This window comes from Nostoc sp. UHCC 0302 (genome assembly GCF_038096175.1).
Lineage (GTDB): Bacteria > Cyanobacteriota > Cyanobacteriia > Cyanobacteriales > Nostocaceae > UHCC-0302.
On the sequence record NZ_CP151099.1, the window covers coordinates 6,696,106 to 6,717,836 of the forward strand.

A 21,731-nucleotide genomic window follows, 5' to 3' on the forward strand; every position below is an offset into this window, starting at 1 on the left:
CTCACGTTAGAGTAATGCAATGAATTCCTCTACACTCAAATCAGCATCTCGAATAATTGCTCGTAAGGTTCCCTTAGCTAACTCCTGATGATCGGGAACGGACAACTTGAGCAAACGGTTCATCTCGTCGCAGAATGATGTGACTGCTTTCTCTACGCTTTTCATAGAAACCCACTTTTTGCAGAGCTTTGACGCAATCTCTTCCTGAAATATTGGGCAGCTTACTCACACAACCACCACGAATGTTTCAAAGGTGTCTTCCGGGACGGGTAAGCCATCTTCCTCTAGAGCAGCAATATAGCCTGTGATAGCCTCCCTAATGTTTGAAAGAGCTTCTTCCTTCGTTTTGCCCTGGCTAACACAACCTTTGAGACTTGGACACTCTACAACCCAGTAGCCATCTTCATCCCGATACATGATTACCTGTCTCATATTCTGGCTCATTGCTTTATCCGTGATCGTTGCCAGAGAATTGCCGAAGACAGTTTTGGCTTCTTCAAAGCTGACACCGTGCTTCTTCAAATTGGCGGCTGCTTTTGATTTATCCCGCTCAAACTCCATGACCAGATCATATCCGATTAGCTATGCAGAGTTGATAAAACTCCGCCTTGCACTCGAAGTACAAGGCTAATAGCTGAAGTTAACTTAAGTGGACTATAACCATCGCTCAGTCTTGTATAGAAGACTTTAGCTATTAGCAATAGAATTCATTTTGAGACGGTTGTTAGAACTGATGCAAGATGTAAATATAAGTACGGTAGAGTAATCATATACTTCGGTTAAGTGTCGATGCTGTGGGGAAGGTACTTTGAAGATAAAACAGCAATCACAACGCAAAGCAAATTGATTGTTTTCTCCAAAGGCTGTAAATATGCAAGTTAAACGAAATTAGAATACAGGAAAAACTAATGAGAGCAATCAAAATTATTGTTGAAAAACATAATGACGGTTACGTAGCCTATCCTTTGGGTATCAAAGGAGTTGTAGTTGGCGAAGGTGACACCTATGAAGAAGCACTAGCTGATGTAAAATCCGCTATTCGCTGTCATATCGAGACATTTGGTCAAGAGGTTATTGAAGAAGAATCACCAGTGCTAGAAGCTTTTGTGGCGGAAGCTGAGGTTGCTATTTAATGGCTAAATTTCCAGTAGACGCACCTAAAGCCAAAGTAATTAAGACACTGGAATCTCTGGGATTTACTGTTATTAGGGAGCGAGAGCATATTGTCATGGTTCGAGAAAACGAGGATGGGACAAAAACCCCACTAACTATGCCTAATCACTCTCAAATTAAAGGTTCGACACTGAGATCCATCTGTACTCAAGCGGGTATCTCAAGAGAGGATTTTTTGTCTACTTATGAGTAAATCTGAAAGCCTGCATTCAGTTTTCACTTGAAACACTCTAAAAGATACAGTCACAGATAAAGTTGTGAATTAAGAATCGATTCTCTTCAAACAACATAACTCATAAGCGATTTGTGGAAACAAGATGATATGCGATCGCTCCCCAAACTTCAACTTTTTACCTCAGAACTCGACATTTGAGCTTCAGAACACAAAACTCTGAGTTCCGAACTCGACATTTGAGCTTTAGAACATGAAACTCTGAGTTCCGAACTTGACATTTGAGCTTCAGAACACGAAACTTTGAGTTCCGAACACGACATTTGAGCTTCAGAACTTGGAATTTCGAGATCAGAACACGACATTTGAGCTTCAGAACACGAAACTTTGAGTTCCGAACACGACATTTGAGCTTCAGAACTTGGAACGCCGAGATGTCGAAACTTCATTTATAGAGACTGGGGAGGAATTTCCTAATTCCCAGTCCCCAGTCCCCAATCCCTAGTCCCCAATTAATAATGAGTTCCCGACTTGCGTTGATGCACAGCTGTAACACCATCTTGATTTAGCACTTTGCCATTCTCGACAGTCGCATAAACTAGCCAATGATCACCAGATTCCATGCGATTTTGTACAGAACATTCAAGATATGCTAGGGCATCCGTAAGTATAGGAGAACCGTTTTCAGCTTCTTGGCTAGCAACATCCGCAAATCTGTCTTGTCCTGGGCCAAAAGGTTTAAGGAAATGCTTCATCAACCCCAAATGATTCCCTTCTTTGAGGACGTTGAGGACAAATTTATTTCCTGAGTGTGTCAGAGTTTCGACGGCGCGGTCTTTAGCCACAGCTATGGTTAAACCGGGGGGATTAAAGCTAGCCTGAGACACCCAAGAGGCTAACATGGCGCTAGATACATCGTCTCGCTTGGCTGTGACAACGCACAGCGAACCGACAATTCGCCCAACAGCTTGTTCTACGCTGGTGGCGGGAACACTTTGCGATCGCACTTTCTTAGCTTTCTTCAATGCTTGGGCAAAGTCGGTTCCGGCTTCTTCGCACAATTGCAAGGTGGCATCATTAGGTTTGAATTTCACACGGATAGGGTCAAAACCAAACCGAAAACCAGCATCTTTGAGTTTACCTTCGATTAAATCAACTGCTTCTCCACTCCAACCAAAAGAACCAAAGACACCAGCAAGTTGATTATTAGTCGCGGTAGATAAAACAATTCCTAAAGCTGTTTGCACAGGCGTGGGTGCATGACCTCCGAGGGTGGGAGAACCGATGACAAAGCCAGCAGATTTTTCTACAGCCGCCCGAATTTCTTCAGGCTCGGTGAATTCGCAGTTAATCGATTCTACAGCGACACCAGCTTTGGTGATCCCGCGAGCGATCGCTTGGGCTAAAGTGGCAGTGTTTCCATAAGCTGATGCATAAATTAACGCGACTGTCAAGTCAGCCGTTGTTTGTTGCTGACTCCATTGACGATAATTTTTGGTCAGTTCGATTAAGCCATAGCGCACCAAAGGCCCGTGTCCGGTAGCGTATAACCGCACAGGTAAATCGGTAAGTTTTTCCAGCGCTGTTTCAACTTGACGGGCATGGGGAGCCATTAAGCAATCAAAATAATAGCGACGATCTTCGTTATAGACTTCCCAGCCTTCATCAAATACTTGGTCTCCACAAACGTGCGCCCCAAATAACTTATCTGAGTAAAGAATTTCTGTTTGTGGGTCATAGGTGCAGAGATGATCTGCATAACGGGGATTGGGCGTAGGAATAAATTCTAAATGATGTCCTTTGCCTAAATCTAGGGTTTCTTCCCCCCGCATAACGATAATCGGCAAATCAGGATTTTCTAACGCCCCGCGTAAATTTATCGCCCCAGGATTAGAACACACAAAGGTAATTTGGGGGGCAATTTCCAGTAAAGCTTTTAAAGTTGCAGCGCGGTTAGGATTGACGTGACCCAAAATCACATAATCTAGCTTTGTGACATCGAAACGCTGCTGTAAAGCTTGCAAATAGATTTCTGTAAACGTTTCCCCTGGAGGATCGATGATGGCAGTTTTATCAGCTTCAATTAAATAAGAATTAGCAGTTGTACCCTTGGCAAGAGCATATTCAATTTCAAATCTGAGCCTTGTCCAACTGCGCGATCGCAGTACTCTGGTATCTGTAGCAACAGGGAAAACCTGAACGTCACGGGGTTTATTTTTTAACATGGCTTTATTGGGGGTTGGGTACTGGGGATTGGGTATTGGGGATTGGGTACTGGGGATTAGGGATTGTTAAAAGTAAAGAGGAAAAGAAAGAACCATCCTCTTACCCTTCAAATTTTAATTTTTCTACTTTCTTCCCTAGTCCCCAATCCCCAGTCCTTAGCCCCTAGTAATGATTTCCAACTTTGCGGTGATGCACGGCAGTTAAAGCGTCTGGCTTGGACACTCGTCCAGCGTAGACGGTGCTGTATACTGCCCAGTGGTCGCCGCAGTCCATTCTGCTGACGACTTCGCACTCCATGTATGCCAAGGCATCGGTGAGGATGGGAGCGCCATTTTCAGCTGGCTGAGTTTTCACACCTTCAAAGCGATCTGCACCAGGGGCGAACCGCTTTAAAAAGTGTTTCATGAGTTTTTGATAATTACCTTCTTCTAAGACATTGAGGACAAAGCGATCGCCTACTTGCATGAGTGATTCAATTGCTCTGTCTTTAGCTACCGCAATGGAAAATCCCAAGGGTTTGAAGCTAGCTTGTGCAACCCACGAGGCAAGCATGGCGCTGGATACATCGCCTTTTTTGGCGGTGATAATATATAGTCCACCGCTGAGTCTACCGAGTGCTTTGTCGAGGTCAGCACCCAAGGATTTCATGTTTTTGATGCTGCGATCGCGCGTCACCCATTGACCTAAGTCTGTACCCGCTTCTTCACACAGTTTGTAGGTGTTTTCTGTGGGGGTTTGTTTTATCCGAATCGCTGGAAAAACAGTTGTCAAACCCAAATTACGGAATTTACTGACTAAAGGATCTATCGGCTCATCATCGCCACCGCCGGTTTCAAATATGCCGATGGCTTGCTTTTCTTTGGCAGATCCTAAAACTGTGCTGAGGGCAGCTTGAATATTAGCAGCACCAGAAGTTGGAGGTAGACCAACAACTATTCCACTACAGCGACTAACTAGTTCCCGCAACTCTTGTAAATCTACTTCTGCGCCTAAGTCTACTATTTCAACGGCGACATCGGTTTTGCTGATACCGTTGGCAATTGCTTGAGCGAGGCGATCGCTATAGCCATATTCAGAAACGTAAAATATGCCAACTACTGTTTCTGACTTGGTTTGTTTTTGGCTCCAAGTGCGGTAACGTCCGGTTAGTTCTTCAACATGATGGGATAGTAACGGGCCGTGACCAGTGGCAATCATGCCAATATTCTTGAGTTCCGCCATCCGCTTGAGGGCAGACAACACTGAGCGAGCATTCGGCCCCATCAAGCATTCGTAGTAATATTGAAAGTCTGCTTCAAGAGTTTTTAAGTCTTCATCAAAGGTGCTGTCGGAGCAATAATGCATTCCGAAAGCGTCACAGGTATAAAGGATTTTGGTTTTATGGTCAAAGCTGAAGATGGTATCCGGCCAATGTAAATTTGGGGCAATCACGAACTCAAATTCGTGTCCGTTGCCTAAATCTAAGCGATCGCCATTTTTGACAATCCGCCGCTTAAATGGCTGATGTACAAACTCCTCAAGAAACTGGATTGCAACTTTCGAGCCAACAACTGTAATCTCAGGAGCCAGTTGCAGCATATCTTTAACTAAGCCGCTGTGGTCTGGTTCGGTGTGGCTAACAATTAAATAATCAATCTCTCCTGGGTTGATTAGCCCAGTAAGCGTATCCAAGTATAGTTGCCGAAACTTTTCGTGGGAGGTATCAACTAAAGCAGTCTGCTCGCCCCGAATCAGAAATGAGTTGTATGTAGTACCGTTTTGTAGACCGAACTCAATATCAAAGCGATCGCGATCCCAATCCAATGAGCGAATTGCCGTAGTATCTTGGGCAATTTCCACAGTCTGTATGGTGAGCCGTTTTTCAGTTCTTTCGGTGAGCGCTACCATAACTCCCCTCCTTGACAAATTGAGTATTTATTCCTCTTGTTTTATTTTGACACGCCTTGAATGTTAATTTTTATTAAAAAATCTATGGCTTACTTAAAAAAGTTAAAAGTGTAAAACCCTTGGGGAAGAGCGGGAAAGTGGGGACAAGAGAAATGTGGCTAGCTTTGGAGATTGGCAATACTCGGTTGCATTGGGCGTTGTTTTTCGGCGAAAAACTTTACCGTGCTTGGGATACCAAGTATCTACCTGAGTCTCTAGTACAGCAGTTAGCTAAGTCTAAAACCCTAGATGATTTGCTAGAAACAATTTTTCCACTCCATCAGCAAAGTGATTCCCTAACAAACACTTCTCCCCCTCTCCCCCTTATCTTTTTAGCCTCAGTAGTTCCCAGTCAAACAGCTATTTGGCAAACTTACCCAAATATTCGCGTGATTACCTTAGACCAAATACCTCTTCAAGGTGTGTATCCCAGTTTAGGAATTGACCGCGCTTTGGCTTTGTGGGGTGCGGGTAAAACTTGGGGTTTTCCAGTGTTAGTGATTGATGCTGGGACAGCGTTAACTTTTACAGCTGCTGATGCTAACCAGTGTTTAGTAGGAGGCGCAATTCTACCAGGAATAGGGTTGCAATTTACAACTCTTGGTCAACAAACAGGGCAATTACCACTAGTAGAAACGCAAGATTTTACATCTCTAATTCCACGTTTTGCACTTAATACAACAGAGGCTATTAAAAGTGGAGTAATTTACACTTTAGTCGCCGGAATTAAAGATTTTATTGAGGCGTGGTGGCATTTATTCCCTGAAGGAAAGATTGCAATTAAAGGAGGCGATCGCACTTTATTAATGAACTATCTTCAAGCCTTATATCCTGAAATTGCAACGCGTTTAATAGTCGAACCAAATTTAATTTTTTTGGGAATGCAAGAAATAGTATCGGAGAATAGATCATAGAAATCTAACTTTTCATGCCCAATGCCCAATTCCCTTTAATAAACTCCCGAATCTCAATCGCTACATCCCCAGCAAAAGCTTCTGCTAAATCATTTCCTGCATCAGCAATTATTTTTAACTCGGCTTTTGGTGCTAGTAGAGAATAAGCCTGACTTTTAGCTAAGGCATCTGGCGTATCTTCACTACCTTGTAAAATTAAAATTGGGGCTTCTATCATGTAGAGCCGCTTTTGCAATAATTCAACCTCAATTTCTGCTTGCTCTCTTTTGTAAAGTAACTGGCAAGCTATGGGATAACGTAAAAGATGCTGACGTAGTTGTAAATCTTGTGCGATTTGTTCATGTGTACCCAAAATTTTAGTTAAGGGACTGAGCGATCGCAACAATTTAACTACTAATGGTGAATAATTCAATAATTGCCGCATCTTTTGGCAATGCTGTTCTTGTCCTGCTATCTCTACGCCTTCTGGTGCTAGCAGTACCACACCATAAACTTGCTCTGGATACTTTAAAGCATAGCTAGCAGCAATCCAGCCGCCAAGAGAATGTCCTACTAAATAAACCTTTTCTTGTTTCACAGCTTGTAGGAACTCAGCTATACACTCCACCTGTAAATCAATTGAATGGAGAATGTTTGGATTCTCTGATTCACCAAATCCTAATAAATCAGGTGCGAAGCAATGAAAATCCTGTGAAAACGATTCCATCACAGATATCCATTGACTGCTATCATTCCATGCACCATGTAAAAAAATAACAGGAGTTCCTTCACCGACTTCACGCCAGAATATTAGCCCTTGAGAAAGCTTTCTCCGGGAGTTACGGAATAGCGTATCCATTTTAATTGAGTGCTTAACTTTTAAAATACTAGTCAAAAATCGCCACTAGTCAACATCATTCGTAATTTATAATGACGCTCCTACGCCGAAGAGAACTGCACTAACGTAATTCGTAGTTACAACCACTGTGGCTTTAAATCCTCCGTCGAGAAGCACTAGGCTCATTTTTAATTTAGTGTTAGCTCTGTAGGGATTAAATGACGAATTACGTAGCTTGTTTCTCGCCTTTAGCGAGCATTACGAATTAGTAATTATTTGGTTATTGATTAACAACTAAGGAGTTTTAGGCTAATGTTGTCAAACCATTCAAGTAGTCTCGCAACTGCCGAGAGTGGTCATGAGACATTTGCCCAGGAGGTAGGGAGTTAGGAGAGAAAGCCTGAATTTCTATAACCTCCAAAGTATCTTGAACCTCCATTTTTCCACGCACTTCGGCTTCAAGCACAACACAAATTGAATGGATTCGAGGGTCACGATCTGGTGCAGAGTAAACTCCAACCAAACGCCGAATTCCTATTAATTCTAATCCTGTTTCCTCCATCAACTCACGCCGGGCTGTAGTGGGGATATCTTCTCCCCAGTCAACCATACCTCCAGGTAATGCCCATTGACCATCGTCGCGCCGCCGAATCAATACAATTCGACCATCGGGTAAAATTGGAATGATACTAGTACCAGTAATGGGATGACGAAATATAATACCCAGTACCGTTTGTCCATAACGCCATAAACTACGTGTAGACTGGACAACTGCCGGAAAAAAAGCAAGAATATTCAATCTTCAAATTTCTGTGTTGTGTTTTATAACTTACTACCACTTACATAGACTCAACTAATAAAACTTTAGTTAAGTTTTGTTTTATACAAAAATGTTTGTGGCTTAGATTTTATTCTAACGAGTTGCGTAGAATGTGAATAATTCTAACATCAGGCTTCAAAAAAAGTACTGTATGCATATATACATAACATTCATTAATTCATAACTTTTGCAGTTCATAGCTAGTGTTAGTATTGCTGAAAGCTGTAAATAATATTACTACCTTGACGTGTAATGAAAACTTCAAGAAGATGATTAAGCAAGCTTAAGAGCGATTTTGAATGGTAAGTTTATTTACGCCTACTGTACTAGCCTTTTAGCTCAAATGCCAAATGTTAATCTAAATCATCTCAATTAGATAATTTTATTACTTGTATCCGCCCTGAACTTAATTAGTAACTTCCGTCATCTATTATTTACATATTAAAATTAATATTCATCCAATATGCTTTTATTCTAATAACTACAACAACTAGTTATCTAATTTATATCTATCTAATCTATTTGGAATCTAATCTGATGGATAAAAGGTTCTAAAGAAGTATTGACATAATCTTGACAGAATAAAGTCGAATGCGGTAGACTAAGAGGCTGTTCCAAGTGTATTAATTGCTGCACTAGGCCAAAAGTATATCAATAACATTAGTAGCTGATATTGCCTAAGTGATGCCTAGATGTGGTTTTTTTGTTGTTTATTAATGAGGTGAACATGGCTAAGCGCCGTAACCCCAAAAAAGAAAAGGCGCTACGGAACCAGGCATATGCCCGGAAGTTTCGTAAACGGACTACGACAGGAAGAATGCAGAGAAGGTTCCAACAAAGACCACCGAAGAGTGAGGAAGAAGAAGGCGCAGCAGCAGTTGATGCTGAGTAAGATGCCTGTTACAATCCTTAGTCTTTGATTGTTTTAGTTTTTAGGGCGTACAATTGTGCGCCCTAATTTAATTAGTGGGGATTGGAGATTGAGCATTAGATATTGGGATTAAAAAATTTTTTCCCAGTCCCCAGTACCAAATTCCTAGTACTAAACCCCCCTATTGTGAGAGATTTGCTCCCGTGCAATCAGGAGCGCTTTTCTTACCTGTGTAAAGCCTGTGCCACCATAACTGTTGCGGGCTGCAACAACTTGACGAGGGGATATCGCTTCATAAATATCTGCTGCGAATCCTGGGTGGAATTGTTCCCACTCTTCCAAACTCAAATCTTTCAAGAGTTTACCTTCGGCAATACAGGTTTTTACTATCTTACCGACGAGGTTGTATGCTTCTCGGAAGGGAACTCCCCGCGCTGCCAAATAATCTGCTACATCAGTAGCGTTGGAAAAATCTTCTGTTACTGCTTGTGCTAGGCGTTGAGTGCGAAATTCTAAACCTTCACTCAGCAAAATTGTCATTGCCTCCAGAGAGGCTTTGACTGTCTTAACGCTGTCAAACAAACCTTCTTTATCTTCTTGTAGGTCTTTGTTATATGCCAGGGGTAGCCCCTTCATAATTACCAATAACGCCTGGAGATGACCGAATACACGTCCTGTTTTTCCCCGTACTAATTCTGGCACATCGGGGTTTTTCTTTTGGGGCATGATACTGGAACCTGTGGCACAGCTATCTTTAAGGGTGACAAAGCCGAATTCTTGAGATGACCAAAGAATTACTTCTTCTGCGAGCCGACTGAGGTGAACCATAATTAAGCTAGCAGCAGACAAGAATTCGATCGCAAAGTCGCGATCGCTCACTCCATCAAGGCTATTTGCATAAATATTTTCAAAACCTAATAGTTCAGCTGTGTAATGGCGGTCAATGGGAAAAGTAGTTCCTGCTAAAGCCCCACACCCCAAGGGTGAAATATTTACACGGCGAGAAACATCTCCCAGGCGTTCCCAGTCACGTTTGGCCATTTGATAGTATGCCAAAAGGTGGTGAGCCAAACTCAATGGTTGGGCGCGTTGTAAGTGAGTGTAGCCAGGAATTAAAGTTTCAATGTGCTGATCGGCTATATCTAGTAAGGCAGTTTGAAATTTCCGTAATTGGCTGCGAATCTGCTGAATTTGGTCGCGGAGGTAAAGCCTAGTGTCTGTACCTACTTGGTCGTTACGCGATCGCGCCGTATGCAGTTTCTTACCGACATCGCCAACAATTTCTGTTAGCCGCCGTTCGACGGCAAAATGTACGTCTTCAGCATCGACACCTGGTTGAAAATTTCCTTGGTGGTATTCTTGGCGAATTTGCTCTAACCCAGCAACCAACTGCTCACCTTCGGCTTGAGAAATAATGCCTGTGTGAGCCAGCATTTGGGCATGAGCTTGAGAACCATCCAAGTCATATTCTATTAATTCAATATCAAAACTAATACTGGCATTAAAATGGGCGATCGCTTGATGCAATCCTGATTCAAACCGCGGACTCCAATTTTTTTTTTCGGTCATGTATTTGAAGGGAGTAGGGAGTGGGGAGTGGGGGAGTGGGGGAGTGGGGGAGTAGGGGAGAAATAACTGACTCTTGACCCTTGACTCTTGACTCCTGACTCCTCACTCCTGAGAAATTTAACCGTAACTAGTGAGATTCCGAATGATATAACCAATGACCAAACCAATCAATAGCGCCCATACTTGACCTGTTTGTATAAAGTGGCTCCAAGATTTTTGGATCTGACCCATCAGGTCTGGGTCGGTAATTGTTTGTGCCAGTGTTGTCAAGTTTACAGGTAAATGCCAAAGTAACTGAGATATCAAATCGCTGTAGTGGCTCATATTTACTGATTAAGAAGTTGGGGCTGGATGTGTTAATTATGATTAGTTGAGATAACACGTAATTTCCGCGATCGCGCGTAGCACTTAGCGGTAAGTACGTAACTGTCATAACTCAAGATCCAGACGATGCCAACTGCAATTTCTCGGCAGTTCGTAAAATTTGCCCAGCTAAAACTGCTGCCCCAAATCCATTATCAATATTCACTACACCTATCCCAACAGCACAAGAATTGAGCATTGTCAATAGGGGGGCTAAACCACCAAAACTTGCGCCATAACCAATGCTGGTGGGTACGGCAATCACAGGACAATCTGCTAAACCTGCAACAACGCTTGGTAAAGCACCTTCCATTCCCGCAACCACAATTAGCACTGATGCTGAGTCGATGAGGTGGCGGTTACTTAGCAAGCGATGAATTCCTGCGACGCCAACATCCCAGAGGCGCTTTACCTGGAAACCAGAAAGTTCAGCGGTGACAGCAGCTTCTTCCGCAACAGGTAAATCAGCAGTACCAGCAGAAAGAATACTGATCACACCCTCGAACTGTGGTTCTATGGTGAGAGGAGCGATCGCACAAATTCGCGCCGATTCGTAATATCGCAAACCTCTTACTTTTGGTTGCAGTGCAGCGTAAACTGTTGGTTCAATCCGAGTAGCCATTACCACTGGATTGCGGAGGCGCATCACTTCCATAATTTGAGCAATTTGCTCAGGCGTTTTACCTGGCCCCCAAATCACTTCTGGGAAACCAGTTCTCAGTTGGCGATGGTGGTCAATTTTGGCAAACTCACCCACAGATTCATAGGCAAAGTCTTTGAGTGAGTCTAATGCCATATCTGGGCTAACTTTACCATTGGCGACACCTTCAAGGAGCGATCGCAAAGTTTTGTCATTTGTCATTAGTCATTTGTCCTTAATTTTTTGTCATTTTTTTAGCGCATTAAAAACTCCAAAGTCAAAATTCCAAATTAATTCTTTTGGACTTTCGACCCTTGACTCTTGACCTTGTACAGACGCGTAGACGCTCTAAGAGCGGCTTCTCGCAGAGTATAATCGCGTCTCTACTCTTGACTCTTGACTACTTCGTTATTTTAATTTCATGAATATTCCAGAATGCGCCACCAAGGGCGGAGAATCGGATACCTTCAAAACGATTACGTACCGCTGACAGTGATAAAGGGTTAACTAGGTAAATAAATGGTAAATTTTCTTGAGTAATCTGTTGGGTTTCGGCATAAATTTCTTTGCGCTTTGCTTCGTCTAATTCCCTTGCTGCTTGAATGTAAAGCTTACCAATTTGCGCTTCCCAAGGAGCTACTTCCCAACCTTCAATTGGTGGTTGTCCCGGTTGGGGCTTCTGATTAAACATATGCAATCCACCTTCAGGCGCCCAAACATTAGCCCCATCATTTGGTTCTAAACCGCCAGTCAGTCCCATCAGAGAAGCTTCCCAGTCGAGGGAGTTAGAAGTTTTGTCTGTGAAAGTATTCCATGCTAGCGGCGTGAAATCGACTTGAATACCAATTTTGCTTAGGTCTTGTTTAATCTGCGATCCCATTGCCTCACGAATCTTATTGCCAGCATTCGTAAGCAAAGTGAAGCGGACACGATTTCCCTGATCATCTACTAACTGATTTTTGTCATTGTACTTAAATCCTGCTTTTAGTAACAAGTCCTTGGCTTTTTTCAGATTGTAATTATAAACTTTTAACCCTTCTTTCGGAGAAAGATAATAAGGACTTTGTACAGAAATTGGTGAATCTTGTGGAGTGCCTAAACCGCGAAAAGTGTTGTTAATCATCGTTTGGCGGTCAATTGCATAGGCTACAGCCTGCCGAAATTGCACATTATTAAACCAACGCGATTTTACTGGATTGACCAGTGGTTTCCCATTTCTTTTACCTTTATTAAGATTGAACCAAACAAATGATGTACTCGATGTTGGCCCACCATTAAAAATTTTGAAATTACCTTGCTTTTCTTGCACTTTTAGTAAAGAAAAGTAATCTGGCGAAACTCCCACAGTATCTAACCCGCCAGAACGAAATTGTAGCAAAGAAGTATCTGTTGACTCTACGATTTGCCAAACTACCCGTTCAATATAAGGCTGGGGATTCCCTTGAGCATCCTTACGCCAGTAGTAAGGGTTGCGCCGAAACACTACACGCTGACTAGTATCGTAGCGTTCTAGTTTGTAAGGCCCATTGACGATAATTTGATCCAGAGGAGTATCAACGCCCCACTGTGATAGAAATATTGGTTTACCATCTTGATCTTTAGTTTTTACAGATTTTTCTAGGCTATGGGCGGGTAAAATTGGATATCCAGTAGCACTACGTAGGAATGGTGCAAAGGGTTCTGGGACAGTAAACTCAACCCGACGTTCATCGATTTTTTTCACGCTTGGTAGCTTACGACTTTCCCCAATCCTCAAGACATCTCTGACATCAGTGGGAATTGCTTCATTAAAGTAAATGTCGTTGTAGGTAAACACCACATCGTCTACAGTGAGTGGCTGCCCATCAGACCATTTCAAACCCTCGCGCAGAGTAAAAACAATTTTTAATTTATCATCAGAAAATTGCCAGGATTCTGCTAAAGCTGGCTCAATTTCACCTGTATCATAATTTTCGGTGATTAACCCTTCGTAAATGAGCGGGAAAACATTAGGAGACTCTTGACTCAGAGGAAAGTTAAATGTTTTCGGGTCACTGAGAATGGCACTTACTAATTGTGGTACTTGAGCAGATGCGGTTTTAAAGTTAGCAGGGTTACAGGCGGTAACTGTAAGCGCTACTGCTGAAGCCAGGATTATTAGTAACCAAAAACGCTTAATTTTAGGCAAGATACTACTAGTAATTTTCATAATTTAAATACATGAATATTTGAGTTTAATTTGTGCATCAGCATGGGTTATATTTCAATACGGTTTAGACAATATAATTCGCACAACCGAGAATCTTTGTAGATACGCGCCGTAGCGCGTATCTACAAAGATTAAATATGTATGAACAAGCTTTAACTAAACTGTATTGGGTTATATTTTTCATCTCACTCTCATGTTATGGGAGTTTCTCATAAACAAATGATAGTTAAATAGCCTCACTGATGTAACCAAAAAAAGTTAATCTGAAGCTACTAATAAGGCAACAGCATAAGCGCATATACCTTCTTCACGCCCTACAGGGCCTAGTTTTTCATTGGTAGTAGCTTTGATGCCTATTTGATTTGGTTCTAATTCTAAAACAGTAGCAAGCTTGTCGCGCATTTTAGGAATATGCGGTTTTAACTTTGGACGTTCTGCCACTACCACCGAGTCAATATTTCCTATTAGCCAACCTTGCTGCCGAATCAATTGATTTACTTGAGTTAATAGTAGTAAACTATCTGCTCCTGCCCATTGGGGATCGCTAGGAGGAAAATAATGGCCAATATCCCCCAAGGATAAAGCCCCAAGCATGGCATCCATAATTGCGTGGGTTAAGACATCAGCGTCACTATGACCTAATAAACCCAGCTCATGAGGAATGTGGATTCCTCCTAAAATCAAAGAGCGATCGCTCACCAATTGGTGAATATCGTAGCCGTTACCAATACGAATTTTAGTCATTTGTCATTTGTTATTTGTCATTGGTCATTTGTTACTGGTTATTTGTTATTCTCCCGTCTGCCCCCCTGCTCCCCTGCCTTCCTGCCTCTTACCCCATCCTTCCATTTCTGAAACAAATCGGGACGGCGATCGCGTGTTCTTTCAATCTGTTGTTCATAGCGCCACTGGGCGATGGCTGCGTGATTTCCAGAGAGTAATACTTCAGGTACTTTCAATCCACGAAAATTTGCTGGACGGGTGTATTGAGGATAGTCCAATAAACCTTCTTCAAAACTTTCTGCTGTTAAGGATTCCTTTTTGGCTACGGTTCCTGGCAAGAGGCGCACTACGCCATTAATTAAAGCCATTGCCGGAATTTCTCCACCTGTCAGAATAAAATCGCCTAAAGACACCTCGCGAGTCACTAAATGTATTACCCTTTCATCCACCCCTTCGTAATGCCCACAAATAACTACTAATTGGTCGTAATTTGTTGCTAATTCTCGTAACAGAGGTTGATTGATTGTTTCACCTTGTGGACTCATCATAATTACCTCTCTGCGAGGTAGAATCGGCAGCGACTCTACAGTGGCAAAAATCGGTTCTGGCTTCATCAGCATCCCCACACCGCCACCGTAAGGTTCATCATCTACTTTCCGGTGCTTATCGGTGGTAAAGTCACGTGGATTAACCAGATGCACTTCGGCAATCTGTTTGGCTAAGGCTTTAGCCAGCAACCCAGAACTCAAAACGGAAGTAAAACAGTCAGGAAAAAGCGTAACTATATCAAAGCGCACAGTTATTCGTATTCGAGAACACTAATCTTAAATTTGAATGTCTAGCAAGCACAAGCAGCTAATGTCGGTTAGAACTATAGGTAAAGTTTATCAATAGTAACTAAAGGTACCAGAACTCTTAGATTTTAGGTGGGATCAAAAGTTTTTCTAATTACTTAATTTATGTTTAAATATTGTCACAACTACATTTAAATTAATAATCCGATCAAGTTAACAACTTCCAGGATGCATCGAGCCAGCCTCAGGAAAAAGCGTGTCAAGACCTGCTCGCCGCCAACCCCACAAGGGAATTCTCGTCCCCAAGCCCAGAGAGAAAAGGGACACTTTCTTCAACGGGGGGAACCCCCGCAAGAGAGATGTCCTCCCCTAGTTACCCAAGCAATATTTTGCCAGTCTGGAAAATGTGGACAGGTGAAGAACAAGGCACTGGCTTTGAGGGACGGGAACGAACATAACTAGATTGAGGCGTCGCGTGCGTCAAACCGTGTCCTCGCGAAAAAGCAAAGTGCAAAAATCATTAGGCTACTGAACCTTGTTAAATTCACCTGAAGTTGTTGACAGGAGAAACACAATGCCGCAATTAAAAGCTAAATCGCTGGAAATGAGGACACCCCAAGCAACTAAAACCGCCGTTCTGGTTATCGGAGGCGCAGAAGATAAAGTTCACGGACGCGATATTCTGCGAACTTTTTTTGTTCGTGCTGGTGCTAGTAAGGCCTATATTACAATTATTCCATCTGCTTCCCGCGAACCTGCCATCATTGGTGGGCGGTATATTCGGATCTTCGAAGAAATGGGTGCTGAAAAGGTCGAGATTTTAGACATCCGCGAACGAGAACAGTGTGAAACACCCCAAGTCAAAGCATCCTTAGAAGCCTGTAGTGGGGTATTTTTGACTGGAGGAGACCAACTGCGCCTCTGTGGTGTATTGGCAGATACGCCAGCAATGGAAATTATCCGGCAGCGGGTGAGGTCAGGACAACTTACATTAGCTGGAACCAGTGCAGGAGCAGCAGTGATGGGGCATCATATGATTGCTGGTGGTGGTAGTGGGGAGTCGCCAAATCGTTCCCTAGTAGACATGGCAACAGGTTTGGGATTTATCCCAGAAGTAATTGTTGACCAACACTTTCACAACCGGAATCGGATGGGACGACTGATTAGCGCGATCTCAGCTCATCCTGATCGCTTAGGTATTGGTATTGATGAAGATACTTGTGCTGTATTTGAACGCGATGGTTGGCTACAAGTTATGGGTAAAGGCAGCGTCACGATTGTTGATCCTACTGAGGTGACTCACACAAACGAACCCCATGTCAGTGCCAATGAACCGCTAACCATACATAATTTACGTCTACATATCCTCAGCTATGGCGATCGCTTTCACCTGTACCAGCGCACTGTATTGCCTGCTGTACACAGAATCTCCAGCTGACGGGATAGAGTATCTGAGGTTACACTGAATTGACCTGTTGTTTATTCCTTGCTGTAGAAAAATCGGAAGAATACGATGTAAAAAGAAAAAACTGTTTGGAATGAACAGTTTAGCGGTCAATTTCAGTAAGAAACTAGAATTTTGGTTCCGAATCTCCATCTACCCTATTCCCATGAGAATCCTCAAGATCCAGACCTTACGCGGCCCAAATTACTGGAGCATTCGACGCCACAAACTGATCGTCATGCGCCTCGATTTAGAAAACCTTGCCGAGACGCCCTCGAATGAAATCCCCGGCTTTTATGAAGGATTAGTTGAGGCACTGCCAAGTCTGGAGGGTCACTATTGCTCCCCTGGCTGTCGTGGTGGTTTTCTGATGCGGGTGCGAGAAGGCACGATGATGGGTCATGTTGTGGAACACGTAGCTTTAGAACTACAAGAATTAGCGGGAATGCACGTAGGCTTTGGCCGTACCCGCGAAACTGCCACACCCGGAATTTACCAAGTAGTGATTGAGTTCCTGAATGAGGAAGCGGGACGCTACGCTGGACGAGCTGCTGTGCGGCTGTGCCAGAGTATCGTTGATCGAGGTCGCTATCCCAAAGCAGAACTAGATCAAGACATCCAAGACCTGAAAGACTTTTGCCGTGATGCTTCACTAGGGCCTTCTACAGAAGCAATCATTAAAGAAGCAGAAAGAAGAGGCATTCCCTGGATGCCCCTTGAGGCACGCTTTTTGATTCAGCTAGGCTACGGCATGAACCAGAAGCGGATGCAGGCAACAATGACCGATAGAACTGGCGTTTTGGGCGTAGAACTAGCCTGTGATAAAGAAGCTACTAAACGCATTCTCGCAGCCGCTGGTGTGCCAGTACCCAGAGGTACGGTGATCAACTTCTTAGACGATTTAGAAGAAGCTGTAGAATACGTAGGTGGCTATCCTATCGTCATCAAACCGTTAGATGGCAATCATGGACGGGGTATCACCATTGATATTAGAAGTTGGGAAGAAGCTGAAGCCGCTTACGAAGCAGCCAGGCAGGTTTCCCGTGCAATCATTGTCGAGCGGTATTATGTTGGGCGCGACCATAGAGTACTGCTGGTAGATGGCAAAGTAGTAGCAGTAGCTGAACGCGTACCAGCTCATGTGGTTGGCAATGGCAGATCCACAATTTCGGAATTGATTGAAGAAACCAATAAAGACCCAAATCGTGGAGATGGACATGATAACGTCCTCACCAAGATTGAACTAGACCGCACCAGCTACCAACTCTTAGAAAGGCAAGGTTACACCTTAAATAGCGTGCTACCCCAAGGCGTAATTTGTTATTTGAGGGCAACAGCAAACTTAAGTACAGGCGGTATTGCTGTAGACCGCACAGACGAAATCCACCCAGAAAACCTGTGGCTAGCACAACGGGTAGTGAAAATTATTGGTTTGGATATTGCTGGACTAGATATTGTCACCACCGATATTAGCCGCCCGCTCCGGGAAGTGGATGGGGTAATTGTCGAAGTTAACGCTGCCCCCGGCTTTAGAATGCACGTCGCTCCCAGCCAAGGCATCCCCCGCAATGTCGCTGGAGCAGTAATGGATATGCTGTTTCCCCACGAACAATCTAGCCGTATTCCTATTCTTAGCGTCACAGGTACTAATGGCAAAACCACTACTACCCGACTCTTAGCACATATATATAAGCAAACTGGTAAAGTAGTAGGTTATACCACAACCGACGGAACATACATCGGAGAATACTTAGTAGAAGCTGGAGATAATACAGGCCCTCAAAGCGCCCACCTCATCCTACAAGATGCAACAGTGGAAGTAGCAGTACTGGAAACAGCCCGTGGTGGTATTCTCCGTTCTGGATTAGGCTTTGAAGCAGCAAATGTGGGCGTAGTGTTGAACGTAGCTGCTGATCACCTCGGAATCGGTGATATAGATACGATTGAGCAGTTAGCTAACCTCAAGAGTGTAGTAGCAGAAGCTGTATTCCCAGATGGCTATGCGGTACTCAACGCCGACGATCGCCGAGTCGCTGCTATGTCAGAAAAAACTAAAGCTAATATTGCTTACTTCACTATGAACCCCGACTCGGAGTTAGTGCGAAAACACATCCAAAAGGGAGGAGTTGCAGCAGTTTATGAAAATGGCTATCTGTCAATTGTTAAAGGCGATTGGACACACCGTATAGAAAGAGCAGAAAATATCCCCTTAACAATGGGTGGACGAGCGCCGTTTATGATTGCCAACGCTTTAGCAGCAAGTCTAGCAGCGTTTGTGCAGAACGTCACAATTGAACAGATTCGTGCTGGCTTAAAGACTTTCCGCGCTTCAGTGAGTCAAACCCCAGGACGGATGAATTTATTTAATCTAGGGAACTTTCACGCCTTAGTCGACTATGCCCACAACGCAGCCAGCTACGAAGCTGTAGGTTCTTTTGTTCGCAACTGGACTACTGGACAACGGATTGGCGTAGTTGGCGGCCCTGGCGATCGCCGCGACGAAGATTTTGTCACTTTGGGTAAATTGTCAGCGCAAATCTTTGACTACATCATCATAAAAGAAGACGACGACACGCGGGGACGCCCACGAGGTTCAGCCGTGGAATTGATTACTAGAGGGATTACCCAAGTTAAGCCTGATTGCCGCTTTGAATCAATTATGGATGAAACCCAAGCAATTAACAAAGCTTTGGATACGGCTCCTGATAACAGTTTGGTGGTAATTTTGCCAGAAAGCGTCAATCGCGCTATTAACTTAATTAAGACACGTGGTGTAGTCAAGGAAGAGACACACCAACAAAATACGGGTAGTGCGATCGCCGATTCCCAAAATGGGATTACACCTTCTTCAGTTGTTAATACCTTGCTGTAGTCAAAAGTAGAGACACGATATATCGCGTCTCTACTTTTGACTATTGCTGTTCTTGTTCTTGACTAGCATCATCATTGGAAGTTTTCAGTCCCTCCTTAAAACCCCGCAAGGTTTTGCCTAATGCATTTCCCAGTTCGGGAATTTTTTTTGGCCCAAAAATCAAAATAGCGACTATTGCAATTACACCCACTTCCGTCCATCCTAATCCAAACATCTATTTCTCCTAAACAATTCAAAGCGGTATAACTCAAGTCTACTCTCGTAAGATCCGAAGCTAACTTGGTAATTCTTGCCAGAGAACTTTTTAAGAAGATATAAACTTTCGCAAAATAATAATAATTAGAAAAAATATATATCGAAAGTCTCCGCGAACTTAATCTAGAGGACGTAAGTATACCATGAGCGTCTACGCCCCCCTCATCTTGATAATAATTCTGGATGAATTAATAGTCGAAAGTGAACGTTATAGTGATACTCAACGCGACACTAGCCAAAAAGTAGCATCCATCCGGACTTGCGCTACAGAAAGCACTAAGCTGCCATTATCATCGCTCAAGCCGAAGGCGATCGCATCCAGCTAGAGAAAGCAACAGCAGAAGCCCAAAATGGTAATTTCTAATAAAAAGTTGCAATGCAACGTCTCAGAGTGAGGTTATCAATAGTAAAAATTATCTTGTCCTGAGCGTATTGATCAACGTTCTGGCTATTCTCTAGTAATCGGTATATCTAACCAATTGCTCAATTCCTGAGCTAGCCATTCGATTTCTGGTTCGGAGTTAATCACACCGCCAGAACCAGCGAGTTGATACTTGTGTACTCCTGCCCAAATAAACAATTGGGGCGTAACCTCAATTCTAGTACCGCTGCTCAAATCTATCTCATAGCTTTTAGGAATATAAACGAGCTTACGTATATGCTGTCGAGGCGTTGCACGGGTACGGTTGAATTTCAATCCCAATAAATCGTTGATAAAGCTAATTTGCTTTTGATCTAAACGCAGGCGGATGCGTCCAAATAGATGAAAGAGAAATGTATACATCATCACAAAGCCAGCACCCCAAAAAGGAAGTGAGAATAAGGCAAAAGGGATGTTGATCGGAAAAGGAGTATAGAGAGCGCCTATTGTCCAAAATAGGATAAATGAATTCCAGGCGATCGCAAACACACCTGTAAAGACTATTGAAGGATGAAAACCAATCGGTGGAATGATAATTTCTAGAGAATTCCAAGTTTTAGTTAGTTGAATTCTGCTACCTGCTGGTTTACCAACAGCTAAAGCCTTATCAATTTCAAACTGTGGCTCATCTAAAGTTTTCAGTGCTTCTGAGGCAGAACTCAAACGCCGCTCTAAACTAGGTTCAGTCAGCGACTTTAACCAACGAGTCAAACTAGGGCTAAGATTAGCTACTTGCTCAAACTGAATGCAAAAATCCTTTTGGGGTAAATCGGCTGGATGAGTACCTGTCACTAGGTAAATCAACGTCGTGCCTAAACTATAAAGGTCTGAGGCTGCAACAGCACGTCCACCAAATTGCTCCTGTGGCATATAACCATAGGTTCCGACTACAGTTCGAGTTCCACTTTCTGTAGCGAGGACAGTTTGTACAGAACCAAAATCTATCAAATAAACTTGGCCTACACTATTGCCAGAGCGTTCCCCTAATAAAATGTTGCTAGGCTTGATATCACGGTGGATTACAGGCGGATACAGCCCATGTAGATAAATCAGAATCTCTAAAAGTGCTTTGGCTATCTGTTTGATTTCAGCTTCTGTAAAAGTCCGCCCAGATTGTAGATATTGCTCTAAAGTTTGGGCTGGGATATAAGTTTGTACTAAGGCAAATCCTTTAATTTCAGGTAAATTAACTTCAAAATAGTCTAAATAACGAGGAATTGAAGGATGTGACAAAGATTTTAAAGTTTCAGCTTCCCGCTCAAACAACTTGAGATCATCCCATTCAAAATCATTGCCAAAAGAGAGTAACTTGACAACTACCAATTCACCACTAATTTTATCCCGCGCTAACAGCGTCCGCCGCCCTGCTTTTTTTCCTAACAGCTGCTGAACTTCGTAGCGTGAACCCAAGCTATCGCCCTCAAGCGACTCACCTAATATTTTTCCAATCATTATCAATTTTTATAATGCTACGTTTGCAAGGTCTCCATAGCTAATAGCTCGTCGAATTGGCAAGCCGATATTTTTAGTATAGTTGTGTAAT

The 21,731-nt window shown here is 43.1% G+C and carries 21 protein-coding genes; 7 read left to right on the forward strand and 14 right to left on the reverse strand.

Annotation, left to right across the window (positions count from 1 at the left end):
- Positions 1-6: 6 nt before the first annotated feature.
- Positions 7-165: a type II toxin-antitoxin system HicA family toxin gene (locus WKK05_RS28910; RefSeq protein WP_341526458.1), complete on the reverse strand. Its 159-nt coding sequence runs from the start codon at positions 163-165 to the stop codon at positions 7-9.
- A gap of 60 nt (positions 166-225) precedes the next feature.
- Complete coding sequence (locus WKK05_RS28915; protein ID WP_341526459.1) at positions 226-561, reverse strand: BrnT family toxin; 336 nt, start codon at positions 559-561, stop codon at positions 226-228.
- A gap of 347 nt (positions 562-908) precedes the next feature.
- Here WKK05_RS28915 and WKK05_RS28920 point away from each other — a divergent pair, with 347 nt between their 5' ends.
- Both WKK05_RS28920 and WKK05_RS28925 read left to right on the forward strand, forming a co-directional pair.
- Positions 909-1,133 carry a hypothetical protein gene (locus tag WKK05_RS28920; protein ID WP_341526460.1) on the forward strand — a complete coding sequence of 75 codons (225 nt, stop codon included), beginning with the start codon at positions 909-911 and terminating at the stop codon, positions 1,131-1,133.
- Positions 1,133-1,366, forward strand: coding sequence for a type II toxin-antitoxin system HicA family toxin (locus WKK05_RS28925; protein ID WP_341526461.1), 234 nt, complete (start codon positions 1,133-1,135; stop codon positions 1,364-1,366). The genes WKK05_RS28920 and WKK05_RS28925 overlap by 1 nt, the downstream gene beginning before the upstream one ends.
- Before the next feature lie 491 nt (positions 1,367-1,857).
- Here WKK05_RS28925 and WKK05_RS28930 read toward each other — a convergent pair whose 3' ends face one another.
- Both WKK05_RS28930 and WKK05_RS28935 read right to left on the reverse strand, forming a co-directional pair.
- Positions 1,858-3,570, reverse strand: a complete 1,713-nt coding sequence (locus WKK05_RS28930) for a diflavin flavoprotein (RefSeq protein WP_341526462.1) — start codon at positions 3,568-3,570, stop codon at positions 1,858-1,860.
- A 163-nt stretch (positions 3,571-3,733) separates the two neighbouring features.
- A complete protein-coding gene (locus WKK05_RS28935; RefSeq protein ID WP_341526463.1) occupies positions 3,734-5,458 on the reverse strand; it encodes a diflavin flavoprotein in 1,725 nt (574 codons plus the stop codon).
- 152 nt (positions 5,459-5,610) lie between these two features.
- Here WKK05_RS28935 and WKK05_RS28940 point away from each other — a divergent pair, with 152 nt between their 5' ends.
- A complete protein-coding gene (locus tag WKK05_RS28940; RefSeq protein ID WP_341531219.1) occupies positions 5,611-6,411 on the forward strand; it encodes a pantothenate kinase in 801 nt (266 codons plus the stop codon).
- A gap of 4 nt (positions 6,412-6,415) precedes the next feature.
- Here the strand turns inward: WKK05_RS28940 and WKK05_RS28945 are convergent, their stop codons facing one another.
- Positions 6,416-7,249, reverse strand: coding sequence for an alpha/beta hydrolase (locus WKK05_RS28945; protein ID WP_341526464.1), 834 nt, complete (start codon positions 7,247-7,249; stop codon positions 6,416-6,418).
- A gap of 283 nt (positions 7,250-7,532) precedes the next feature.
- Positions 7,533-8,027 (reverse strand): NUDIX hydrolase, encoded by a 495-nt coding sequence (locus tag WKK05_RS28950; protein ID WP_341526465.1) that lies wholly within the window; start codon positions 8,025-8,027, stop codon positions 7,533-7,535.
- 748 nt (positions 8,028-8,775) lie between these two features.
- Between WKK05_RS28950 and WKK05_RS28955 the strand changes: the two genes are divergently transcribed.
- A complete protein-coding gene (locus WKK05_RS28955; RefSeq protein WP_202928350.1) occupies positions 8,776-8,940 on the forward strand; it encodes a hypothetical protein in 165 nt (54 codons plus the stop codon).
- 150 nt (positions 8,941-9,090) lie between these two features.
- Here WKK05_RS28955 and argH read toward each other — a convergent pair whose 3' ends face one another.
- From argH to trmD, 6 genes are all read right to left on the reverse strand, one after another.
- A complete protein-coding gene (gene argH, locus WKK05_RS28960) occupies positions 9,091-10,488 on the reverse strand; it encodes an argininosuccinate lyase (RefSeq protein WP_341526466.1) in 1,398 nt (465 codons plus the stop codon).
- 117 nt (positions 10,489-10,605) lie between these two features.
- Complete coding sequence (locus tag WKK05_RS28965; protein ID WP_341526467.1) at positions 10,606-10,812, reverse strand: hypothetical protein; 207 nt, start codon at positions 10,810-10,812, stop codon at positions 10,606-10,608.
- A gap of 112 nt (positions 10,813-10,924) precedes the next feature.
- Positions 10,925-11,713, reverse strand: a complete 789-nt coding sequence (gene larB / locus WKK05_RS28970; protein ID WP_341526468.1) for a nickel pincer cofactor biosynthesis protein LarB — start codon at positions 11,711-11,713, stop codon at positions 10,925-10,927.
- 178 nt (positions 11,714-11,891) lie between these two features.
- Complete coding sequence (locus WKK05_RS28975; RefSeq protein ID WP_341526469.1) at positions 11,892-13,679, reverse strand: ABC transporter substrate-binding protein; 1,788 nt, start codon at positions 13,677-13,679, stop codon at positions 11,892-11,894.
- Positions 13,680-13,937: 258 nt separating this feature from the next.
- Entirely contained in the window at positions 13,938-14,423 is a 486-nt protein-coding gene (gene ispF / locus WKK05_RS28980) for a 2-C-methyl-D-erythritol 2,4-cyclodiphosphate synthase (protein ID WP_341526470.1), read from the reverse strand.
- Between the two features lie 38 nt (positions 14,424-14,461).
- Positions 14,462-15,199, reverse strand: a complete 738-nt coding sequence (trmD, locus tag WKK05_RS28985) for a tRNA (guanosine(37)-N1)-methyltransferase TrmD (RefSeq protein WP_341526471.1) — start codon at positions 15,197-15,199, stop codon at positions 14,462-14,464.
- 571 nt (positions 15,200-15,770) lie between these two features.
- Here trmD and WKK05_RS28990 point away from each other — a divergent pair.
- Both WKK05_RS28990 and cphA read left to right on the forward strand, forming a co-directional pair.
- A complete protein-coding gene (locus tag WKK05_RS28990) occupies positions 15,771-16,634 on the forward strand; it encodes a cyanophycinase (protein WP_341526472.1) in 864 nt (287 codons plus the stop codon).
- Between the two features lie 172 nt (positions 16,635-16,806).
- A complete protein-coding gene (cphA, locus tag WKK05_RS28995) occupies positions 16,807-19,512 on the forward strand; it encodes a cyanophycin synthetase (RefSeq protein ID WP_341531220.1) in 2,706 nt (901 codons plus the stop codon).
- 40 nt (positions 19,513-19,552) lie between these two features.
- On the opposite strand, the gene tatA is transcribed toward cphA, so the two are convergent.
- Positions 19,553-19,726 carry a twin-arginine translocase TatA/TatE family subunit gene (gene tatA / locus WKK05_RS29000; protein ID WP_341526473.1) on the reverse strand — a complete coding sequence of 58 codons (174 nt, stop codon included), beginning with the start codon at positions 19,724-19,726 and terminating at the stop codon, positions 19,553-19,555.
- Positions 19,727-19,910: 184 nt separating this feature from the next.
- Between tatA and WKK05_RS29005 the strand changes: the two genes are divergently transcribed.
- The gene (locus WKK05_RS29005) at positions 19,911-20,093 is read left to right on the forward strand and encodes a hypothetical protein (protein WP_341526474.1); all 183 of its coding nucleotides are present in this window, start codon (positions 19,911-19,913) and stop codon (positions 20,091-20,093) included.
- 122 nt (positions 20,094-20,215) lie between these two features.
- Here WKK05_RS29005 and WKK05_RS29010 read toward each other — a convergent pair whose 3' ends face one another.
- Entirely contained in the window at positions 20,216-21,640 is a 1,425-nt protein-coding gene (locus WKK05_RS29010) for a serine/threonine-protein kinase (RefSeq protein WP_341526475.1), read from the reverse strand.
- Positions 21,641-21,731: the final 91 nt, after the last annotated feature.